Source organism: Saccharopolyspora soli (genome assembly GCF_022678645.1).
Lineage (GTDB): Bacteria > Actinomycetota > Actinomycetes > Mycobacteriales > Pseudonocardiaceae > Saccharopolyspora > Saccharopolyspora soli.
Map to the genome: position 1 here is coordinate 13,790 of NZ_JALBWV010000064.1, position 15,732 is coordinate 29,521.

At 66.5% G+C, this 15,732-nt stretch carries 15 protein-coding genes and 2 pseudogenes; 4 read left to right on the plus strand and 13 right to left on the minus strand.

All coding sequences use genetic code 11. The annotated features are described in order from the left end of the window. Positions 1 to 14 precede the first annotated feature (14 nt). Positions 15 to 839 (plus strand): ABC transporter permease, encoded by an 825-nt coding sequence (locus MOQ72_RS34880; RefSeq protein ID WP_242190096.1) that lies wholly within the window; start codon positions 15 to 17, stop codon positions 837 to 839. Between the two features lie 212 nt (positions 840 to 1,051). Beyond that, complete coding sequence (locus MOQ72_RS34885) at positions 1,052 to 2,599, plus strand: ABC transporter substrate-binding protein (protein WP_242190097.1); 1,548 nt, start codon at positions 1,052 to 1,054, stop codon at positions 2,597 to 2,599. A gap of 50 nt (positions 2,600 to 2,649) precedes the next feature. Here MOQ72_RS34885 and MOQ72_RS34890 read toward each other — a convergent pair whose 3' ends face one another. From MOQ72_RS34890 to MOQ72_RS34940, 11 genes and pseudogenes are all read right to left on the minus strand, one after another. Next, on the minus strand, positions 2,650 to 3,678 hold the full coding sequence (locus tag MOQ72_RS34890; RefSeq protein WP_242190128.1) for a D-2-hydroxyacid dehydrogenase: 1,029 nt from the start codon (positions 3,676 to 3,678) through the stop codon (positions 2,650 to 2,652). Between the two features lie 347 nt (positions 3,679 to 4,025). Further along, entirely contained in the window at positions 4,026 to 4,517 is a 492-nt protein-coding gene (locus tag MOQ72_RS34895; RefSeq protein ID WP_242190098.1) for an NADPH-dependent FMN reductase, read from the minus strand. Next, entirely contained in the window at positions 4,514 to 5,626 is a 1,113-nt protein-coding gene (locus MOQ72_RS34900) for a 3,4-dihydroxy-2-butanone-4-phosphate synthase (protein ID WP_242190099.1), read from the minus strand. The genes MOQ72_RS34895 and MOQ72_RS34900 overlap by 4 nt, the downstream gene beginning before the upstream one ends. Then, the gene (locus tag MOQ72_RS34905; protein ID WP_242190100.1) at positions 5,626 to 6,120 is read right to left on the minus strand and encodes a flavin reductase family protein; all 495 of its coding nucleotides are present in this window, start codon (positions 6,118 to 6,120) and stop codon (positions 5,626 to 5,628) included. The genes MOQ72_RS34900 and MOQ72_RS34905 overlap by 1 nt, the downstream gene beginning before the upstream one ends. A gap of 370 nt (positions 6,121 to 6,490) precedes the next feature. Beyond that, entirely contained in the window at positions 6,491 to 7,573 is a 1,083-nt protein-coding gene (gene rutA / locus MOQ72_RS34910) for a pyrimidine utilization protein A (protein ID WP_242190101.1), read from the minus strand. A gap of 243 nt (positions 7,574 to 7,816) precedes the next feature. Beyond that, on the minus strand, positions 7,817 to 8,260 hold the full coding sequence (locus tag MOQ72_RS34915; RefSeq protein ID WP_242190102.1) for a biotin carboxylase domain-containing protein: 444 nt from the start codon (positions 8,258 to 8,260) through the stop codon (positions 7,817 to 7,819). A gap of 5 nt (positions 8,261 to 8,265) precedes the next feature. Continuing rightward, positions 8,266 to 8,964 (minus strand): annotated as a pseudogene (locus MOQ72_RS34920) (ATP-binding protein); the annotation flags it as partial. 4 nt (positions 8,965 to 8,968) lie between these two features. After that, positions 8,969 to 9,265 carry a PucR family transcriptional regulator ligand-binding domain-containing protein gene (locus tag MOQ72_RS34925; protein ID WP_242190103.1) on the minus strand — a complete coding sequence of 99 codons (297 nt, stop codon included), beginning with the start codon at positions 9,263 to 9,265 and terminating at the stop codon, positions 8,969 to 8,971. Between the two features lie 98 nt (positions 9,266 to 9,363). Further along, positions 9,364 to 10,080 carry an SDR family NAD(P)-dependent oxidoreductase gene (locus MOQ72_RS34930; RefSeq protein WP_242190104.1) on the minus strand — a complete coding sequence of 239 codons (717 nt, stop codon included), beginning with the start codon at positions 10,078 to 10,080 and terminating at the stop codon, positions 9,364 to 9,366. An 11-nt stretch (positions 10,081 to 10,091) separates the two neighbouring features. Beyond that, complete coding sequence (locus MOQ72_RS34935) at positions 10,092 to 10,853, minus strand: SDR family NAD(P)-dependent oxidoreductase (RefSeq protein ID WP_242190105.1); 762 nt, start codon at positions 10,851 to 10,853, stop codon at positions 10,092 to 10,094. A 100-nt stretch (positions 10,854 to 10,953) separates the two neighbouring features. Next, positions 10,954 to 12,231 carry an MFS transporter gene (locus MOQ72_RS34940; protein WP_242190106.1) on the minus strand — a complete coding sequence of 426 codons (1,278 nt, stop codon included), beginning with the start codon at positions 12,229 to 12,231 and terminating at the stop codon, positions 10,954 to 10,956. A gap of 238 nt (positions 12,232 to 12,469) precedes the next feature. Between MOQ72_RS34940 and MOQ72_RS46090 the strand changes: the two are divergent. Further along, positions 12,470 to 12,667: pseudogene (locus MOQ72_RS46090) on the plus strand (RNA polymerase factor sigma-54); the annotation flags it as partial. Between the two features lie 110 nt (positions 12,668 to 12,777). After that, on the plus strand, positions 12,778 to 13,599 hold the full coding sequence (locus MOQ72_RS34950) for a substrate-binding domain-containing protein (protein ID WP_242190107.1): 822 nt from the start codon (positions 12,778 to 12,780) through the stop codon (positions 13,597 to 13,599). Positions 13,600 to 13,740: 141 nt separating this feature from the next. Here the strand turns inward: MOQ72_RS34950 and MOQ72_RS34955 are convergent, their stop codons facing one another. Together MOQ72_RS34955 and MOQ72_RS34960 are read right to left on the minus strand one after the other, a co-directional pair. Then, on the minus strand, positions 13,741 to 14,994 hold the full coding sequence (locus MOQ72_RS34955) for an amidohydrolase family protein (protein WP_242190108.1): 1,254 nt from the start codon (positions 14,992 to 14,994) through the stop codon (positions 13,741 to 13,743). Between the two features lie 94 nt (positions 14,995 to 15,088). Continuing rightward, positions 15,089 to 15,322, minus strand: coding sequence for a hypothetical protein (locus tag MOQ72_RS34960; protein WP_242190109.1), 234 nt, complete (start codon positions 15,320 to 15,322; stop codon positions 15,089 to 15,091). Between the last annotated feature and the right edge of the window lie 410 nt (positions 15,323 to 15,732).

Consider the following 15,732-nt stretch of genomic DNA (forward strand, 5'->3'; position numbering starts at 1 on the left):
GAAAGGACTCGATCGTGAAGACTCGACTCGGCTGGGCACCGTTCATCCCGTTCGCCTTCCTCATCCTGATCGCCGCCGTCGGCCCGATGCTGATCCCCTTCGACCCCGAGCGCGTCGCCGGTGCGGCCAGCCAACCACCGGGCGGCGATTTCCTGTTCGGCACCGACGCCACCGGGATGGATGTCTTCTCCCGCACCATCGGGGCGACCCGGATCAATCTGTTGCTGGCGTTGCTGGTGACGCTGTCGGCGACGGTGTTCGGGGTGCTGCTCGGCCTGATCATCGGCATGAACGAGTCGCGCCGAGGCCCGGTAGGCTGGCTCGGCCGCGGCGGAAACCGGATCGTCGACCTCTCCGACGCGGTGCCCGCGCTGATCGTCGGTGTCGTCGTTGTCGGCCTCTTCGGCGCTTCGCTGCTCAGCTTGACGGTCGCACTCGCCCTGGTGCTGATGCCGAACCAGATCCGCCTCACCCGAGTCGAGGTGCTCAAGGTCCGCCACGACGCCTACCTGGACGCGGCGCGGATGGCCGGCCTTTCCGAGGGGCGGATCACGCTCCGGCACGTGTTGCCGAACTCTTGTCGGCCTGCGTTGGAGAACGCCTCCTTCGTGTTCGGCCTTTCGATCATCGTCTCGGCCTCGCTCGGGTTTCTCGGCCTCGGTTTGCGCCCGCCCACGCCGGAATGGGGAGCGATGGTCGCACTCGGTGTGTCGGACGTGATGCTCGGCCGCTGGTGGACCGCTCTCTTCCCGGCCGCCGCGCTGTGTGTCGCGGTGGCCAGCGCGGCCGGCGCCGCCGGCACGATAACCCGGCTCAGCCGTGGGGCGGCGGCGGGCTGAGCTCATTTTCCCACCTCGACAAGGAAAATCTCAGGAGGCACGTCGTGGCAACAGAGAAGTGGTTCGGTGGCGCCCGGCCAGGGGGGCGCGGCCGATGGTTCGCGCGCCGACATCGAACTCGCAGCATGGCAGCTGCCATTGCGGCGGTCACGTTCGCGTTGGCGGCCTGCACCCCGAACAATGTCGGCGCGGTCCAGGGTGACGCCGGGCCGTTGAAGCAGGAGATCGTCGTCGCGGTTCCAGCGCTGACCCCGACCTTTGGTGGCCAGGACGGCGGTAACGCGCTGTCCTTGGAGGCGTTCGAGATCAACGCCAACACACAGGCGGGCCTGGTGCGAAACCCGTACATCCCCGGCAAGTCCCCGGCGGCCGTCATGCAGGACTTCAACAACTACCAGGGATATCTCGCGGAATCCTATGAAGTCGGCCCGGACGGCAAGACGGTCACCTTCCGCCTGCGGCAGAATCTGCTGAGCCAGTCCGGCAATCCGCTGACCGCCGACGACGTGCTGTGGTCGTTCGAGCGGAAATTCGCCTCGCCGACCGGATCCGCCTCGATCTATGCCCCGGCACTCACCGATCCAAAGACGCAGATACGCAAGATCGACGAGCACACCGTCGCCTTCACGATCAACCAGCCCGGCTACATGTTCACCTTCCTCGGGTTGCTGGCCAACCTGAACGGCCACATCTACGACATGGAGTTCCTCAAGCAGCATGCGGCGCCCGATGACCCGTACGCCATCGCGTGGAGCCGCACGAATTCCGGCTGGGGTTTCGGTCCCTACTCGATCACCTCGGTGACCCCGGGGCAGGAGATGGTGCTGACCGCGAACCCGCACTATGCGTTCGGGGAGCCAAGCGTCAAGAAGGTCACGCTGCGCGTGGTGCCGGACGCCGGAACCAGGGCCAGCCTGGTGATGCGCGGTGACGTCGATCTGGCCGAGGGCATCAAGCCCGTGGATCAGGTGCAGTTGAGCAATGCGCCGGGTGTGGTGGTGCCGCAGCAGGACGACGCGATCGAATTCATCGACCTGACGCTGGTGACGAACAAGGTGCCGTTCAACAACGAAAAGGTGCGCCAGGCAATGGCTTTGGCGATTCCTTACGACCAGATTATCCAGCAGATCTACGCCGGACGCGCCACGCGCATGGTGGGCAGCATCAACCCGAAGACGAAGGGCTACACCACGAATGGTCTGCCCACCTTCAACTACGACCCCGCCAAGGCCAAGCAACTACTTGCTGAGGCGGGTTTCCCGAACGGGATCTCCTTCGACTTGACGGTATCCAACGCGGTGCCCGACCTGGTCGACGTCGCGGTGATGATGCGGTCCTTCGCCGCCGACGCCGGGTTCGACATCAACATTTCGCAGCAGTCGGCGGCGGCCTTCGCCCAGGGCCGCTCGCAGGCGAGTTACCAGGCGCTGATGTACCGCAACCGGTCGCAGACCCAGTCGCCGACATATGCGTTGACGATCTTCTGGAAGCCGAACAACGACAGCTCGAATCCTTCGCGCTGGGAGAACCAGCAATTCTACAGCACGGTCGACGCCGGTATCGCCGTGCCGGACTCGCTCAGCGAGGAGGCCGGCCGATTCTGGAACCAGGCGATGGCCATCGAGCTGAACTCCGCACCGGAGATCTTCGTGGCGAACCTGCAACCCTCGCAGGTCTACCGGAATACCGTGCAGGGCTACACTTATCGCTCTGAAAACGCGGTGGATTTCGCGAATCTGAAGGTATCCGCCGGATCCTGACCGGTCATGTCCGATGTGGCGGTCGCTCCCGTTTCGGGGCGCCCGCCAGCTCAGTAAAAGTGCTTGGTGTCGACGACATTGCGCATTGGCTCGCCGCGGACGAAGGATTCCAGGTTCGCCGCGAACAGCGTGGCGATGCGACGAGGCTTGCCTGGATCTTCCGCCGCCGTATGCGGGCTGATCAGCACTTGCGGCATCATCCATAGTGGACTATCGGCTGGAAGTGGTTCGGTGGCGGCGACATCGAGGCAGGCAGAGCGGATGTGGCCGGAGCGCAGCGCGTCGATGAGCGCCGGTTCGTCGATGACGGTGCCTCGACCGACGTTGATGATCACCGTGCCCGGTTTCATGGCCGCGATCAGGTCGGCGTCAACCAGCTTTTCTGTGTAGGGAGTGCCGGGCAGCGTGATCACGATCCCGTCGGCCTGCGCGACCAGGCGGGGTAACTCCTCGATGCCGTGCACGGAATCCACGTAGGGCACTGGTTCCGGTCGTCGCTTGATCCCGATCACCCGGGCGCCGAGCGCGCTGACCAGCCGTGCGGTTTCCATGCCGATCCCGCCGAGTCCGAGGATCAGCACCGTCTGCTCGCGTAGCTGACGCATCGCCCAATGCGGCGCCCACACGTGCTGGGACTGCAATTCCTGCAGTCGGGTCAGGTCCTTCGCGCCCGCGAGTAGTCCGAACAACGAGAACTCCGCGAGCGGACCGCCGTGCACGCCCGCCGATGTGGTGAACGTGACCCGCGTCAGCTCGTCGGCGCTTAGCCCAGCGGCCCGCACCTGCGCACCGCCGCCGGCCGGCATCGTGTGAACCCAGCGCAGCCTTGGATTGGTGCGCACCACATGGCCGAGTAGACGCGGGCTCTGGTCGGGGACGCCGAAGATGACGTCCGCGCTGATCAGTAGGTCTTCATAAGCCTGCTGCTGCTCGGCGGTGCGGGTGTATCGCGGGTCGGTCGGATTATCGCCGGCGTAGTGTTCCGGGCGAAGCAGTTCGTGGTCGATGACCAATTCAATCGACGAATCCACTGCCTTCACCAGGTCGCTTAGTTCGGAGGCAGGCGGAGTCGCCGCCACGATGCGCAATGGGGAATCAGACATGTGCGTCCCTTTGGGTTTTGTTATGTATGAGGGATTGCGCGAATGGGGAGTACTCGTACTCACTTGTGCGGTGGCGCCAGGTACGCGGCGCAGCCGCTTCTAACGCGCAAGCAGCTCGCACCGCCTCGGGTCTTCAGGCGTCGTCTCACGTGGACAGCCCCGACGTGGTGTGTCGTGGGTGGTGAAGGCTGCTATATAGCGACCATCAACACTCACGACCCCTTTTGAGTCGGGGATCCTGCAGTCGAGGCGGCGTCTGAGGTTCCGTCATCCACACCGCCACGCAAAAAAACCCGCGTATCCGCCAAGGCGGAAATTTGCGGCTACCCGATGAGTGCTGCGACGGTCGGTGACCAGCGCTCGGCGTACTCCTTCAGCTTCGGGTCGTCGGCGTAGCCGGCGTCGATCAGGTAGAGGCCGGGTAACGCGCAGGTTCCACCCAGCTCGCTGAGCACTGGCTTGAGCAGCATGTCCGGTGCCATCGCATGGCCGGGGCCCGCGCCAAGCATCAACGGCACCGACACCACGCCTTGAAGACCGGTGCCGCCGGCGAACTGGTCGAGAAACAGCTTGAGCAGGCCGGTGTAGGTGGCCTTGAAAGTCGGGCTGGCGAAGACGACCAGAGTCGATTCCCGCACAGTGTGTACCGCGGCGGCCACCGCCTCGTCCCCCCAACCGAGCAAGCCGGGGCCGAACTCGACGACGTCGATTTCGTGATCGACCGGCCCGCCGGTGAGCGCCTCGGCGAGCAGCCGCCCGGCGTCCAGAGTGCGGGATGCGGGCTTGGGGTTGCCGGCGACGACGGTTGTGCTCACGTGCGCTCCTTGGTCGAAACGGTCCTTGACGTGGGCGAGGGCATCTCAGGCGTTCGGGTGCCGACGACGTTAACGCCGCCCGGCAACAGTCCGGTGGCCGTCGCGGTGCCCGGCAGCAAGCGAATCGTGGTCATGCCGAGGTCGGTGAGAACGGCCGCAGCGGCGCCGTGATCACAGGTGGGAGTGGTGTGCGTTTCGAAGCCGCCGAGGTGCCTGGTCCGTCGCAGGTACACCACGGCACCACCGTCGGAGCAAATTCTGTCCAGCGAAGCATCCAATCGCGCACTGCATTCGCATCGCAGCGAACCGAGAAGCTCGCCGGCAAGGCATTCGGTGTGTACGTGTACGAGTGGCACCGATACCGGAGCAGGCTCACTGACCAGGGCTAGGTGTTCGGCACCGGTGGCCTCATCGCGGTAGCCGATCGCGCGTAACCGGCCGTACCGGGTCGGCAGCTGGGTCTGCGTAACCCGGCGCACCCGGCGGCTATCACCGTCACCGTGGTAATGGCGGTACGACACGATCCGCGAAATGTCGAGGACCGGTAGGTCGGTGCGACGACCGAGATCGGCAACCTCGGCGCCGTGCGCGAGAGCACCCTCGTCGTGGACGATCGTTGCGGTCAACGCCACCGGAGGTAGGCCCGCCAGACGGCACAAATCCGCCGCCGCCGCCGCGTGGCCGTGCTGTTCCAATAACCCGCCCTCGGCCACTCGCACCGGCAACACATGCCCCGGCCGGGTCAGATCGTCGGGTGTGGTTTCAGGGTCGGCCAGCACCGTGGCCGTGTGCGCCCGGTCGGCCGCGCTGATACCGGTACTCACCCCGCTGCGGGCATCCACCGCAACGGCGTAGGCCGCGCCGCTGCCCGGCACCATCGGCGGCAGGTCGAGCCGGTCGGCGCGCTCTGCCGGTAGCGGCACACAGAGCAGGCCGGAGGTGTGCCGCACCATCCAGGACGTCCAGCGTGGGGTGGCCAGCGCCGCTGGCAGCACGACCTGGCCGGCGGTCTTGTCGACGACCAGCACCGGTCGCCCGGAACGCAGCACGGCGAGCGCCTCCGAGGCTGGGTCGGTGGAACCGCCATTCGGCATCTGGGGAGCGGCCATCAGGCGGCCAGCTGCCGAAACCTGCTGCCGTGGAACACCAGCGGCGCAACGTCCGTCCGCACTTGAAGGGCATGCACCCGCAGCAAAATGAGCTCGTGGTCACCGGCCGGAACCACCGTGTCCACCGAGCAGTCCAGCCAGGCGGCGGCGTCGCGCAGCAGCACCGCGCCTTCTGCGGTGCGCTCCCATTCGATGCTGGCGAAGCGGTCACCGGTTCGGGAGGAGATCTGCCGGCAGGCCGCGTCGTGTGTCTCGCCAAGCATGCTGACGCCTAGCCGCGGCCCGTTCGACAGCCTCGGCCAAGTGGTGGACGTCCGCTGCACGCACAGCGAGACCAGCGGTGGATCGATGGACACCGAGGTGAACGAACTGGCCGCGATGCCGACCGGACCACCGTCGCGGTAGGCGCAGACCGCGGTCACGCCGCTGGGAAAGCAACCGTAGGCCTGCTTGAGCACTGCCGGATCCGGGGTGATGGGGTGCAGTTCGATCATCGAGTCCTCCCGAACGGTCCGTGGTGTATCGAGCAAACCCGCTTCGTGTTTCGTCAGCGGTCGCGCGCTGTTCCGGCCGCTTTGCGCGGGCACGAGACGCCATCAGCAGGCTTCTGAACAGGGAAAATGGGTCGATCGGGAGAGAAAGTGCCTGTAGCACGGGCTCGACGGTTGCCGGGACGTTACTCGGCGTCCTGGTGGAAATCAGTCGGCTCGATACGAACTCCTCATGCCTCACTAAACACCGCCGCCCCGGTGCGGATCCGAGGGAAGGTGCGGTCGGCATCGTGGGCTTCCGTCATGAGCCGGGCGGGCGAAGGCTAGCGAAAACTGTTGTGGCGGCAGTGAATTCCGTGGCCCGCCAGTTCGCTCAGACTGCGACGGCGTCGCGGTTGCGGGACTTCATCAGCGGCTGGATGTGTTTGCCGAAGTTCTCGATGCCTTCGAGGAAGTCGTCGAACACCAGCATGATTCCCTTGGTGCCCTCGACTTCGGCGATCTCGTCGAGCATGGCTGCGACGGTGGCGTAGGCGCCGACGAGCGTGCCCATGTTGAAGTTCACCGCGCCCTCGGCCAGCACCATCGTTTTGGCGGTGGAGGCGTCGTCGGCCGTCTTGTCGGTCGCCGACTCGCCCGCCATGTACGCCAGCGCGTCCAGGTCGGCGTTGTCGTGGTAGTCCTTCCACTTCGCCTGTGCGGCTTCGTCGGTCTCATCGGCGATGACCATGAACAGCGGCAGCGCACCGACATCCCGACCGGACTTCTTCGAGGCTTCGACCAGGGTGTCCGCGGAGCCGGCGAACGCGGACGGCGTGTTCACCCCGGCGCCGAAGAGGAAGTTGAAGTCGGCGTATTCGGCCGCGAACGTCATCCCGGTCTTGCTCTGGCCCGCGGCCACGACGTCGATGCGCCCGTTCGCCGGTCGCGGGGAGAGCACGCAGTCGTCCATCTGGTAGAACTCGCCCTTGAAGTTGCTGACGCCGTCGGCCCACAGCTGCTTCATGACGGTGACGTACTCCGCGGCACGGGCGTAGCGGTTGCCGAAATGCTCGTCGCCCGGCCACACGCCCATCTGCGTGTACTCGCCCGGCGCCCAACCGGTCACGATGTTGACGCCGAACCGCCCCGGGGCGATGGAGTCGATTGTCGCCGCCATCCGCGCGACCATCGCCGGGGGCAGCACGAGGATCGGCGTCGACGCGTAGAGCCTGATCTTCTTCGTGGCGGCGGCCAGGCCTGCCATCAGCGTGAACGATTCAAGGTTGTGGTCCCAGAACTCGGTCTCGCCACCGAACCCCCTGAGCTTGATCATCGACAGTGCGAAGTCGAGCCCGTACTCTTCGGCCTTCTGCACAACCGCCTTGTTCAGCTCGAAGCTGGGCAGGTACTGCGGGGAGCTCTTCGAGATTAGCCAACCGTTGTTGCCGATCGGGATGAACACACCGATGTCCATATCGCTCCTCATCGGGCTGGGGATGTGCCGTGCGGGGTGCCGCCGTTCGATCACCAAGGGCGAGAACGGGTAGGGCAACTGCGCCCGTCGGGCTATGGCACCGAATCTAGCCGTCGGCTGTTGCGGTCTGGAGTAGGATCGTAAACATCCGATTGCGCATGTTGACGATCAAGGATCGCGTAGGGGTAGTGTGCCTGCTGGACCAGTCGTCCATAGAGGACAATCCAAGCTGCGGCTTCCGAGTCAGGATGGTCCGAGCAGACGCTTGAGCCAGCGCGTGTGCGCGGCACCCGCGCGTAGGTCGGCGTTTGCCAGGTTCCGGCTGTGCAATCCCACCGTACTGGGGATTCCGGCGATGCGAAGCTCGGTGAGCGCCTGCTGCGCCCGGTTGAGAGCCTCATCGCGGTCAGCGCCCCAGCAGATCAGCTTGGCGATCATCGAGTCGTAGAACGGGCTGATCCGGTCGCCGGCGGTGAAGCCGGTGTCCACCCGGACCCCGGGCCCGCCGGGCAGGTCGAACCTGGAGAGCTCACCGGGTGCGGGGCGGAACCCGTTGTCCGGGTCTTCAGCATTGAGGCGTAGTTCGATCGCGGTGCCGGTCGGCGCGATGTCCTTCTGCGACACGCTGAGCGGCTGCCGGCGGCGATCCGGAGCTGCTCCGCGACGAGATCGAGCCCGGTGAAGCATTCGGTGACCGGATGCTCGACCTGGATCCGGGTGTTCATCTCGATGAAGGAGAACGCACCGTCGTCGGCGAGCAGGAACTCGACCGTTCCGGCGTTGCGGTAGCCGACGTGCCCGGTCAGCCGGATCGCGGCTGCGGTGATCGCGGACCTGGTGTCGTGATCCAGTCCGGGCGCCGGCGCTTCCTCGATCAGCTTCTGCCTGCGGCGCTGAACCGAGCAGGCCCGCTCGAAGGCGTGCACTACGTTGCCGTGCTCGTCGGCGAGCACCTGGGCCTCGATGTGCCGCGCGTGTTCGACGAGGCGTTCCAGATACACCGTCCCGTCGCCGAACGCGGACGCGGCCTCCGCCTGGGCCGTGGGCAGGACGTCGGCGAGCTCGCTCGCGTCGGCGACCGACCGGATTCCGCGGCCACCGCCACCCGCGGCGGCTTTGACCAGCAAGGGAAAGCCGGCTTCTCGGGCGGCCGCTTCGGCGGCGGCCAGATCGAGGAGCGGGCCGCTGCCGGGAACCACCGGCGCCCCGGCTTCTACGGCCAGCCTGCGCGCGGTCGCCTTGTCGCCCATCTTCTCGATGACCTCGGCAGGGGGGCCGATGAACACCAGCCCGGCTTCCGTTACCCGGCGGGCGAAAGCGGCGTTCTCGGCAAGGAAGCCGTAGCCGGGATGGATCGCGTCGGCACCGGAGGCCTTCGCGGCGTCGAGCACGGCGTCACTGTTGCTTCGCGGTGTCGATCAGGTCCGGTGGCACCTCGTCGTGGCCGAAGCCCACTCCGAAACCGAGCCCGGCAAGCCCGTGGTTCACGAGGCGCTCCACGTATTCGCCCCAGCCGCCGGTCGGTTCGCGCAGTCCGACGGTAAGCAAGAATTCGCCATCGGAGAGGAACGGGGTGGGATCGGCCAGCTCGCTGACGTGCACCCACCTCACCGGGCGGCTCAGGTCGGTGTCGACCAGCGAGCGCAGCCCCAGCTCCCGGCGGCCGAGTAACCAGGCCACTGTGAGTCGCACACTGCCTCCCAAACCCTGATACGACAACTAGGCTAAAAACCGGCCCGCTCGCCGCACCGCCACACATCAGGACTGTCCATTCGCGACAAGCACTGTCGTCAGGGCATCACGTCACCGGAATTGGGCCCGAGCGTCTGCCCGACATAGAGATTCCCGCCCGGGTCGCTCGCCAGCAGCACGGCGGTTGGCGCGACCTCGTCGGCCCGGCCGAAGCGCCCGAGCGGCAACTCCGCCCGCTTGACGGTCTTCCACTCTTCGGTAATGCCCGCCACCATCGGCGTTTCGATCGGCCCGGGGGCGATCGCGTTGACCAGGACACCGCGACCGGACACCTCCAGCGCGAGGGATTTGGTCAGCCCGATCACCCCGGCCTTCGCCGCCGAATAGTGTGAGAGCGCGTGCCCGCCCTTGATACCGAGCTGTGACGAGATGTTGATGACCCGGCCGTGTCCTCGTTCCACCATCCGCGGCACGACGTACCGGCAGCAGAGAAACACACCGGTCAGGTCGACAGCCAGGGTGTGCGACCAGGTCGCCAGATCCATCTCGACCAGCGGTGCCTCCGTGAGGATGCCCGCCGAGTTGACCAGGATGTCGATGTCGCCGACCAGCCCGGTCGCCGCCGCGACGCCCGCGGATACCGAAGCTTCGTCGGTGACGTCGATCGGCACCGAGCCGACACCGATCCCGCCGGCTTCGGCACGGTCGGCGACGACGACCTTGGCGCCCTCCTTGACGTAGGCCTCGGCGATGGCGCGGCCGATCCCGCTCGCGCCCCCGACTACCAACGCGGTCCGGTTTTCCAGCAGTGACAAGGGATTCCTCCTCAGGCGGGCATCCGGACGGTGAGCCCGCCATCGACGACGATCGACTGTCCGGTCACGTAGGAGGCCTCCGACGAGGTCAGGAACCGGATCACACTGGCGATCTCCTCGGGCTGAGCCGTGCGGCCGAGCGGGATGTCGCGGCCGGCTCGTTCCAGCCCCTCCGGGCCCAGTGAATTGACCGGGTCCAGCGACTGCGGGGTAACGACGTAGCCGGGCACGACGCTGTTCACCCGGATCCCGCGCGGGGCGAGCTCGACCGCGACGCTGCGGCAGAGCCCGAACACACCGGCCTTGGCGGCGCCGTAATGCGCGTGCTCGCCCCAGCCGTAGACCCCGCCGGCGATCGAGGAGATCGCCACCATGGCGCCAGGCCCGGACATTCGCGCTGCCGCCGAGCGCAGCACGCGCAGCACGCCGGTCAGATCGACCTGCAGCAAGTCGTCCCAGGCCTCGTCGTCGAGTTCGGCCAGCGCGGCCTTGCGCAGGACTCCGGCGTTCGCCACGGCGATGTCCAGCCGGCCCCACTCTTCGACCGCCCGCTGGGCAAACCAGTCCACTTGGGACGAATCACGGACATCGACCTCGTGCACAACGCATTCCCCACCCACGGCTTTCACCGCGGCGGCCGTCTCCAGCGGATCATGCGGGTCGCCGGGGAAGGTACCGACCACCGAGCGGATGCCCCGCTCGGCATAGGCGACGGCGAGCGCGCGGCCGATCCCGCTGGCCGCCCCACTGATGATCGCCACGTCGCTGTCCATTTCGGACCCCTTTCGACTTGGTGCGGTAGTGCACGCGACCCCCGGCAGGCCGCGCTCAGCTGTCACCGGCGCGCCGCGCGCCGGTGAGCAGCCTTCCCGCTCACCCTTGCAGCGTCTGCACTTTGCGGGCGGCGAACATCACCAGCCCCGACACGAACGTCCCCACGGCCCCGACGATCAGGGCGGCCGAGCTCCAGTTCGAACCGGAGGCCAGCATCGCGGTGGTGATCACGCCGGCGAGGATCGCGCCGGGCTGTGAAAGCGCGTTCAGGAACGCGGTGCCCGTCGCCCGGCACTGGGTGTCATAGCACTCACCCATGTAGAAAAGCAGCGCCGCGTACGGGCCGATCAGGAAGAACATCCCCAGCGAGTACAGCGTCACCACGGCCACGGTCCCGCTGGCCACGGTCAGGGTGAGCGCGAACAGCACACCCGAGATGAGCCAACCGACCGCGATCACATTCCGGCGGCCGAACCGGTCGCCGATCCAGCCATGGAAGAGGTAGCCGAGATAACCGATTGCGTTGATCACGATGAGCATGATCAGTGATCCGGTGAAGCTGACCTGCTTGCCTTCGGTGAGCACGGTCGTGCCGAGCACGGCGAAGACCTGGATGCCGAACCAGTTGACCAGCCAGGCGAAACCGAGCACGAGCGTGTTGCGTAACGCGCTGCCCTTGAAGATCGACAGGAGCGGGGCCGACGGCTGCTCTTCGACGCCGTATTCCCGGGCGAGCTCGGCGGCCTCGTCGGCTCGACCCTGCTTGCGGAGTTCGCGCATCTGCAGTTCCAGCTGGAACTGCGGGCTTTCCTTGAGCCCGCGGCGGGCCAGCGCGATCACGACCGCGGGGAACACCGCGAGCAGGAAGCAGCCGCGCCAGCCGACCAGCGGCAGGAAGATCGCGACGAAGGCCGCCGCCAGCAGCACGCCGAGCGGCCAGCCGCCCTGCACCGCGCTGTACACCAAACCGCGGCGCTTCTTGATCTTCTCGTCCTCGGTAACCGCGTAGATCTCGTTGAGGTAGGTGGCGTTGACGGCCTGTTCGGACAGGCCGAGCCCACCGAACGCCCGGACCCCGACCAGGTAGCCGGCGCCGGGTGTCGCCGCGCTGGCGGCTGAAGCGAGCGCGGTGCCGGAAACGGTGAGGATCATGCCGCGGCGGCGGCCGATCCGGTCGACGATCGGACCCACCGCCAGCGCGACGATCGCGGTGCCGACGGAGACCAAAGTGGACACTAGCGATGCGGTGGCTTCACTCCAGCCGAAGTGATCGCCGATCTCCGGCAACAGGGTGCCGAAGAGGATGTAGTCGTAGACGGCGAGCAGCCACGCGAGGAACGCGATGACGGTCGCTTGGCGGGTCGCTTTGACGCTCACTCGGGGGAATGAGCGCGTGCCTGCCGAGGACACAGTGGACATGGTCTGCTTCCCTTCTCAAGGGAGAATTCCGGTCAGGATCGGGGGAAACGAGCAAAGGAAATCCTCGGCGATCTCGTCGAAGGTCGACCTGCGCACGCCCTCGTGGCCGCTGATGTAGTCGATCGGGCTTCTGGAGGTTGGGAGTGGGACCAATCGTTACCCTAAAGATTGGACCAAACGTTTGGGTGTCCTGGTCATGACGGGCGGACAGAGTCAATTAACGCGCTGTTACGCTCGGGAAAGACCGTGGGACTGTTGGAGGGCGAGCGAAGCCGCGGACACCCGGAACAGGTCACCGGTCACGCTCCGGACCCTCGCGGACCAGCTGGGCTTGCATGTGTCAACCGTGTCGCGCGTGCTGCACGCCAAGCCCGATGAAAGCCTGCGTGCAGCGTCGGGCGCGACCGTGCCGCGAATCCGCAAACTGGCCGACGAGCTCGGCTACCAGCCGAATCCGCCGCGACTAGCCTGCGCACGCGGCGGAGCAACCTGGTCGGCGTTCTGGTGCCGCGGCTATCCGACATCGTTCTCGCCACGATCTACGAGGGCATCGAGGAGGCCGCCGCCGAGCACGGGCTGTCCACGTTCGTCACCAACACCCGGGACGAGCCCGAGGTGCAGCGTGCATGGACGGAGATGGTGCTGGGCCGGCGTGTCGACGGGCTCATGTTTGGCGACGCCTACATCGATTCGCGGTTTCTCGACGCCCTCGCCGCGCGGAAAGTCCCGTTCGTGCTCGTCAGCCGCCGCGCCGGTGACCATCCGTCGGTGACCTGCGACGACTACCTCGGCGGACACCTGGCCGCGGAGCACCTGCTGGCTCTGGGCCACCGCAGTGTCGCCATCATCGCGGGCGAGCCGTACACGAGCACCGCTATAGACCGCAGCTGGGGATTCATAGACACCTACGCCGAGGCCGGAATCGAGATCTCGTCGGAGTGGGTCGTCCACTCCCGCTTCGACGCGCCGGGCGGCCGGGCCGCCGTGGAGCACCTGCTGGCCGGCGGACCGACTCCGTCGGCGATCTTCGCGGTCAACGACTTCGCCGCCATCGGCGCCATCGGCGCACTGCGCGACCATGGCCTCAGGGCCGGCACCGATGTCGCGGTGGTCGGCTTCAACGACACTCCACTGGCCGCGGAACTCCCGGTGCCGCTGACCACGGTGAAATCACCCATGCACGTGATGGGACGACGCGGGCTCGAGCTGCTCGTCCGCCTGATGAAGGGCGAGGACGGCCAGTCCGAGCGCCTGCGTCCCACACTCGTGGTGCGAGCCTCGAGCACCACGACAACGCGACCAGCCTCAGCGGTCCAAGGCGGGTGAGGACGGAGCATCGCCGACGAAGCCGATCGCCTGGGTGCGATATGCGAGTTCGCAAGCCCGCTGAACAACAGGCATCACCTCCGGCGATGACCAAGACTGCGTTGGCCGTCGACTCGGTCATGGTCACGCTGGAGGGCGCGGTCATCGCGGCATCGCCTCCGCGGTCACGACACGGCCGTTTTTGACAACCATGTCCGGGCGGGTGCAGTCGTTCAGGACGCCTCTGGCAGTGGTGGCGTCGAAGATGGCCAGGTCGGCCTGTGCCCCCACCGTGATGTCGTGGTGGGGCAGCTTGAGGGTGGTGGCCGAGTTGGTGGTCATCATGTCCAAGACATAGTTGGCGTCCTCGGCGGTACCCAGGTGGCACATCTCGGCGAGCATGAGGGCGGTGTCCAGGATGTTGCCGCGCCCGAAGGGCGTGAACGGATTCTGGATGTTGTTGGTGGCCAGGCACACGTTGGCACCGGCCTGACGGAGCATCTGCACTGGCGTCAAGCCTCGTCTAGCGGCCTGGGCATCGCCACGGCCGTTGAGGTAGACGTCCGTGGCCGGCAGTGCGACGACGTTAATGCCGGCTTCGGCGATCTGGGCGCAGATGTCGCTCGCCTCGGCCGCAGGGATTGAGCCGAGGGAGGTCAGGTGCCCCGCGGTCACGCTCCCACGCATGCCAGCGGCGATCGTTCGCTCGATGACCAGCAGAATGTCCCGTTGCTGCGGGTCGTCGGACAGGTCGATGTGGAAGTCCAACGGCATGCCATGTTCGACAGCCAGATCGAAGACGAAGTCGAGGTGGGCTTCTTTGTCCGGGTCGTTGTAGGGAATGCCACCGATCACGTCGGCGCCCTCGCATGCGGCCTGCCGCATCAAGTCTCGACCGTGTCGCTGGGTGGTAATGCCGTCCTGCGGGAAGACGACGATCTGCAAGGTGATGAAGTCGGCGACCTCGGCGCGCAGGGCGGTCATGGTCTCAATCGCGCTCATCATGAGCGTGTCGTCAATCTCGACGTGACACCGCACGTGCGTCACGCCGTGCGTGACGGCCTTGCGCAGCACCTTGAGTGCGCGCTCGCGCATGTCCGCCGGGGTGAATTCCTTCTTCAGCTGCGCGGTCAACATGATCGCGTCATCCAAGGTCGCTGCGTCGAACGGTAAACGGTCCAGGAGATAAGCCTTCTCCAAGTGCAGATGCGACTCGATCAGGCCCGGGGCGATGAGCTTTCCGTCAGCGTCCAGCGCCTGAGTCCATAGTCCTGGGACTGCGTCGTTGCTCGGGGTGACCGATGCGATCGTTCCGCTGCTGATGGCGATGTCGACCAGGCCGGGCTGGTTTCGCAAGCGAGCACTGCGGATCACCAATTCCGCGTGGGGCAGACCGGTTGGGGCCGCAAGATTCATGAGAGAAATGCCAATCCGGGTCGTGTCGTTGTCGGAGGCGCGCAAAGCATGGTGTACCGGGGCGGGGGCGGCGATGACGTCGTGTTGAACAGCCTTAAGCCAGAGATCGAAAGACGCTGCCGCTGTCCCCGGTGCGTCCGCCAACGGTCGCACCCGACCACCGCGTGACGAGGGGCCGGTGCTCGGCCCCCGAGAGGTGGCAGCCGCACGCCGCGCCCACCTCGGTCGGGAGCACCAAGCGGGTGCCGAGGACCGGGACGCCGAGCCGCATGAGGTCGGCATCGGTCGCGATGCCATCGAGGACGACGTTGGTGACGACCGTAGCCATGCAAACGAGTTTTCAGAGTAGGACGACGCGTCGGCTCACGCAGGCGTAAAGATCAGGTTGCACCGTCCGCTGGGCACCGGCATGGAAAGGCCGCGCGTGTCTCGGTGATCAGTTTCGTAGGCCTCTCCGGCGAAGGATCAGCTCGTTTCGTGAGCCCCGCAAACGCTCAGATCGACGCGGCCCAGGGCATGGCGCAGTCGCGCAATTCAGTCCTCGATAACCTCGGAGGACTTTCTCGCGGTGTTTTCCATGCCGCAGCTGAGGGAACCAGATTCATCAAGATCCAGGTGCCCATCTGCCTCAGCCACCATACTGGGCCGCTGCAGGAGGCTGAGGTCGTCGAGCGCGCACGCCGCGCCTGACTCGATTGTCGGCGCGGCCCGTGGCACACCCGGCAGGCCTGCGTGAAG

Bases quoted from the DNA above. Each gene is read 5' to 3' on its own strand.
- MOQ72_RS34900 (WP_242190099.1), bottom strand. From the start codon at position 5,626: ATGGCCGCTCCCCAGATGCCGAATGGCGGTTCCACCGACCCAGCCTCG.
- MOQ72_RS34905 (WP_242190100.1), bottom strand. From the start codon at position 6,120: ATGATCGAACTGCACCCCATCACCCCGGATCCGGCAGTGCTCAAGCAG.
- rutA (WP_242190101.1), bottom strand. From the start codon at position 7,573: ATGGACATCGGTGTGTTCATCCCGATCGGCAACAACGGTTGGCTAATC.
- MOQ72_RS34915 (WP_242190102.1), bottom strand. From the start codon at position 8,260: ATGCTTCACCGGGCTCGATCTCGTCGCGGAGCAGCTCCGGATCGCCGC.
- MOQ72_RS34935 (WP_242190105.1), bottom strand. From the start codon at position 10,853: ATGGACAGCGACGTGGCGATCATCAGTGGGGCGGCCAGCGGGATCGGC.
- MOQ72_RS34955 (WP_242190108.1), bottom strand. From the start codon at position 14,994: ATGAATCTTGCGGCCCCAACCGGTCTGCCCCACGCGGAATTGGTGATC.
- MOQ72_RS34960 (WP_242190109.1), bottom strand. From the start codon at position 15,322: ATGGCTACGGTCGTCACCAACGTCGTCCTCGATGGCATCGCGACCGAT.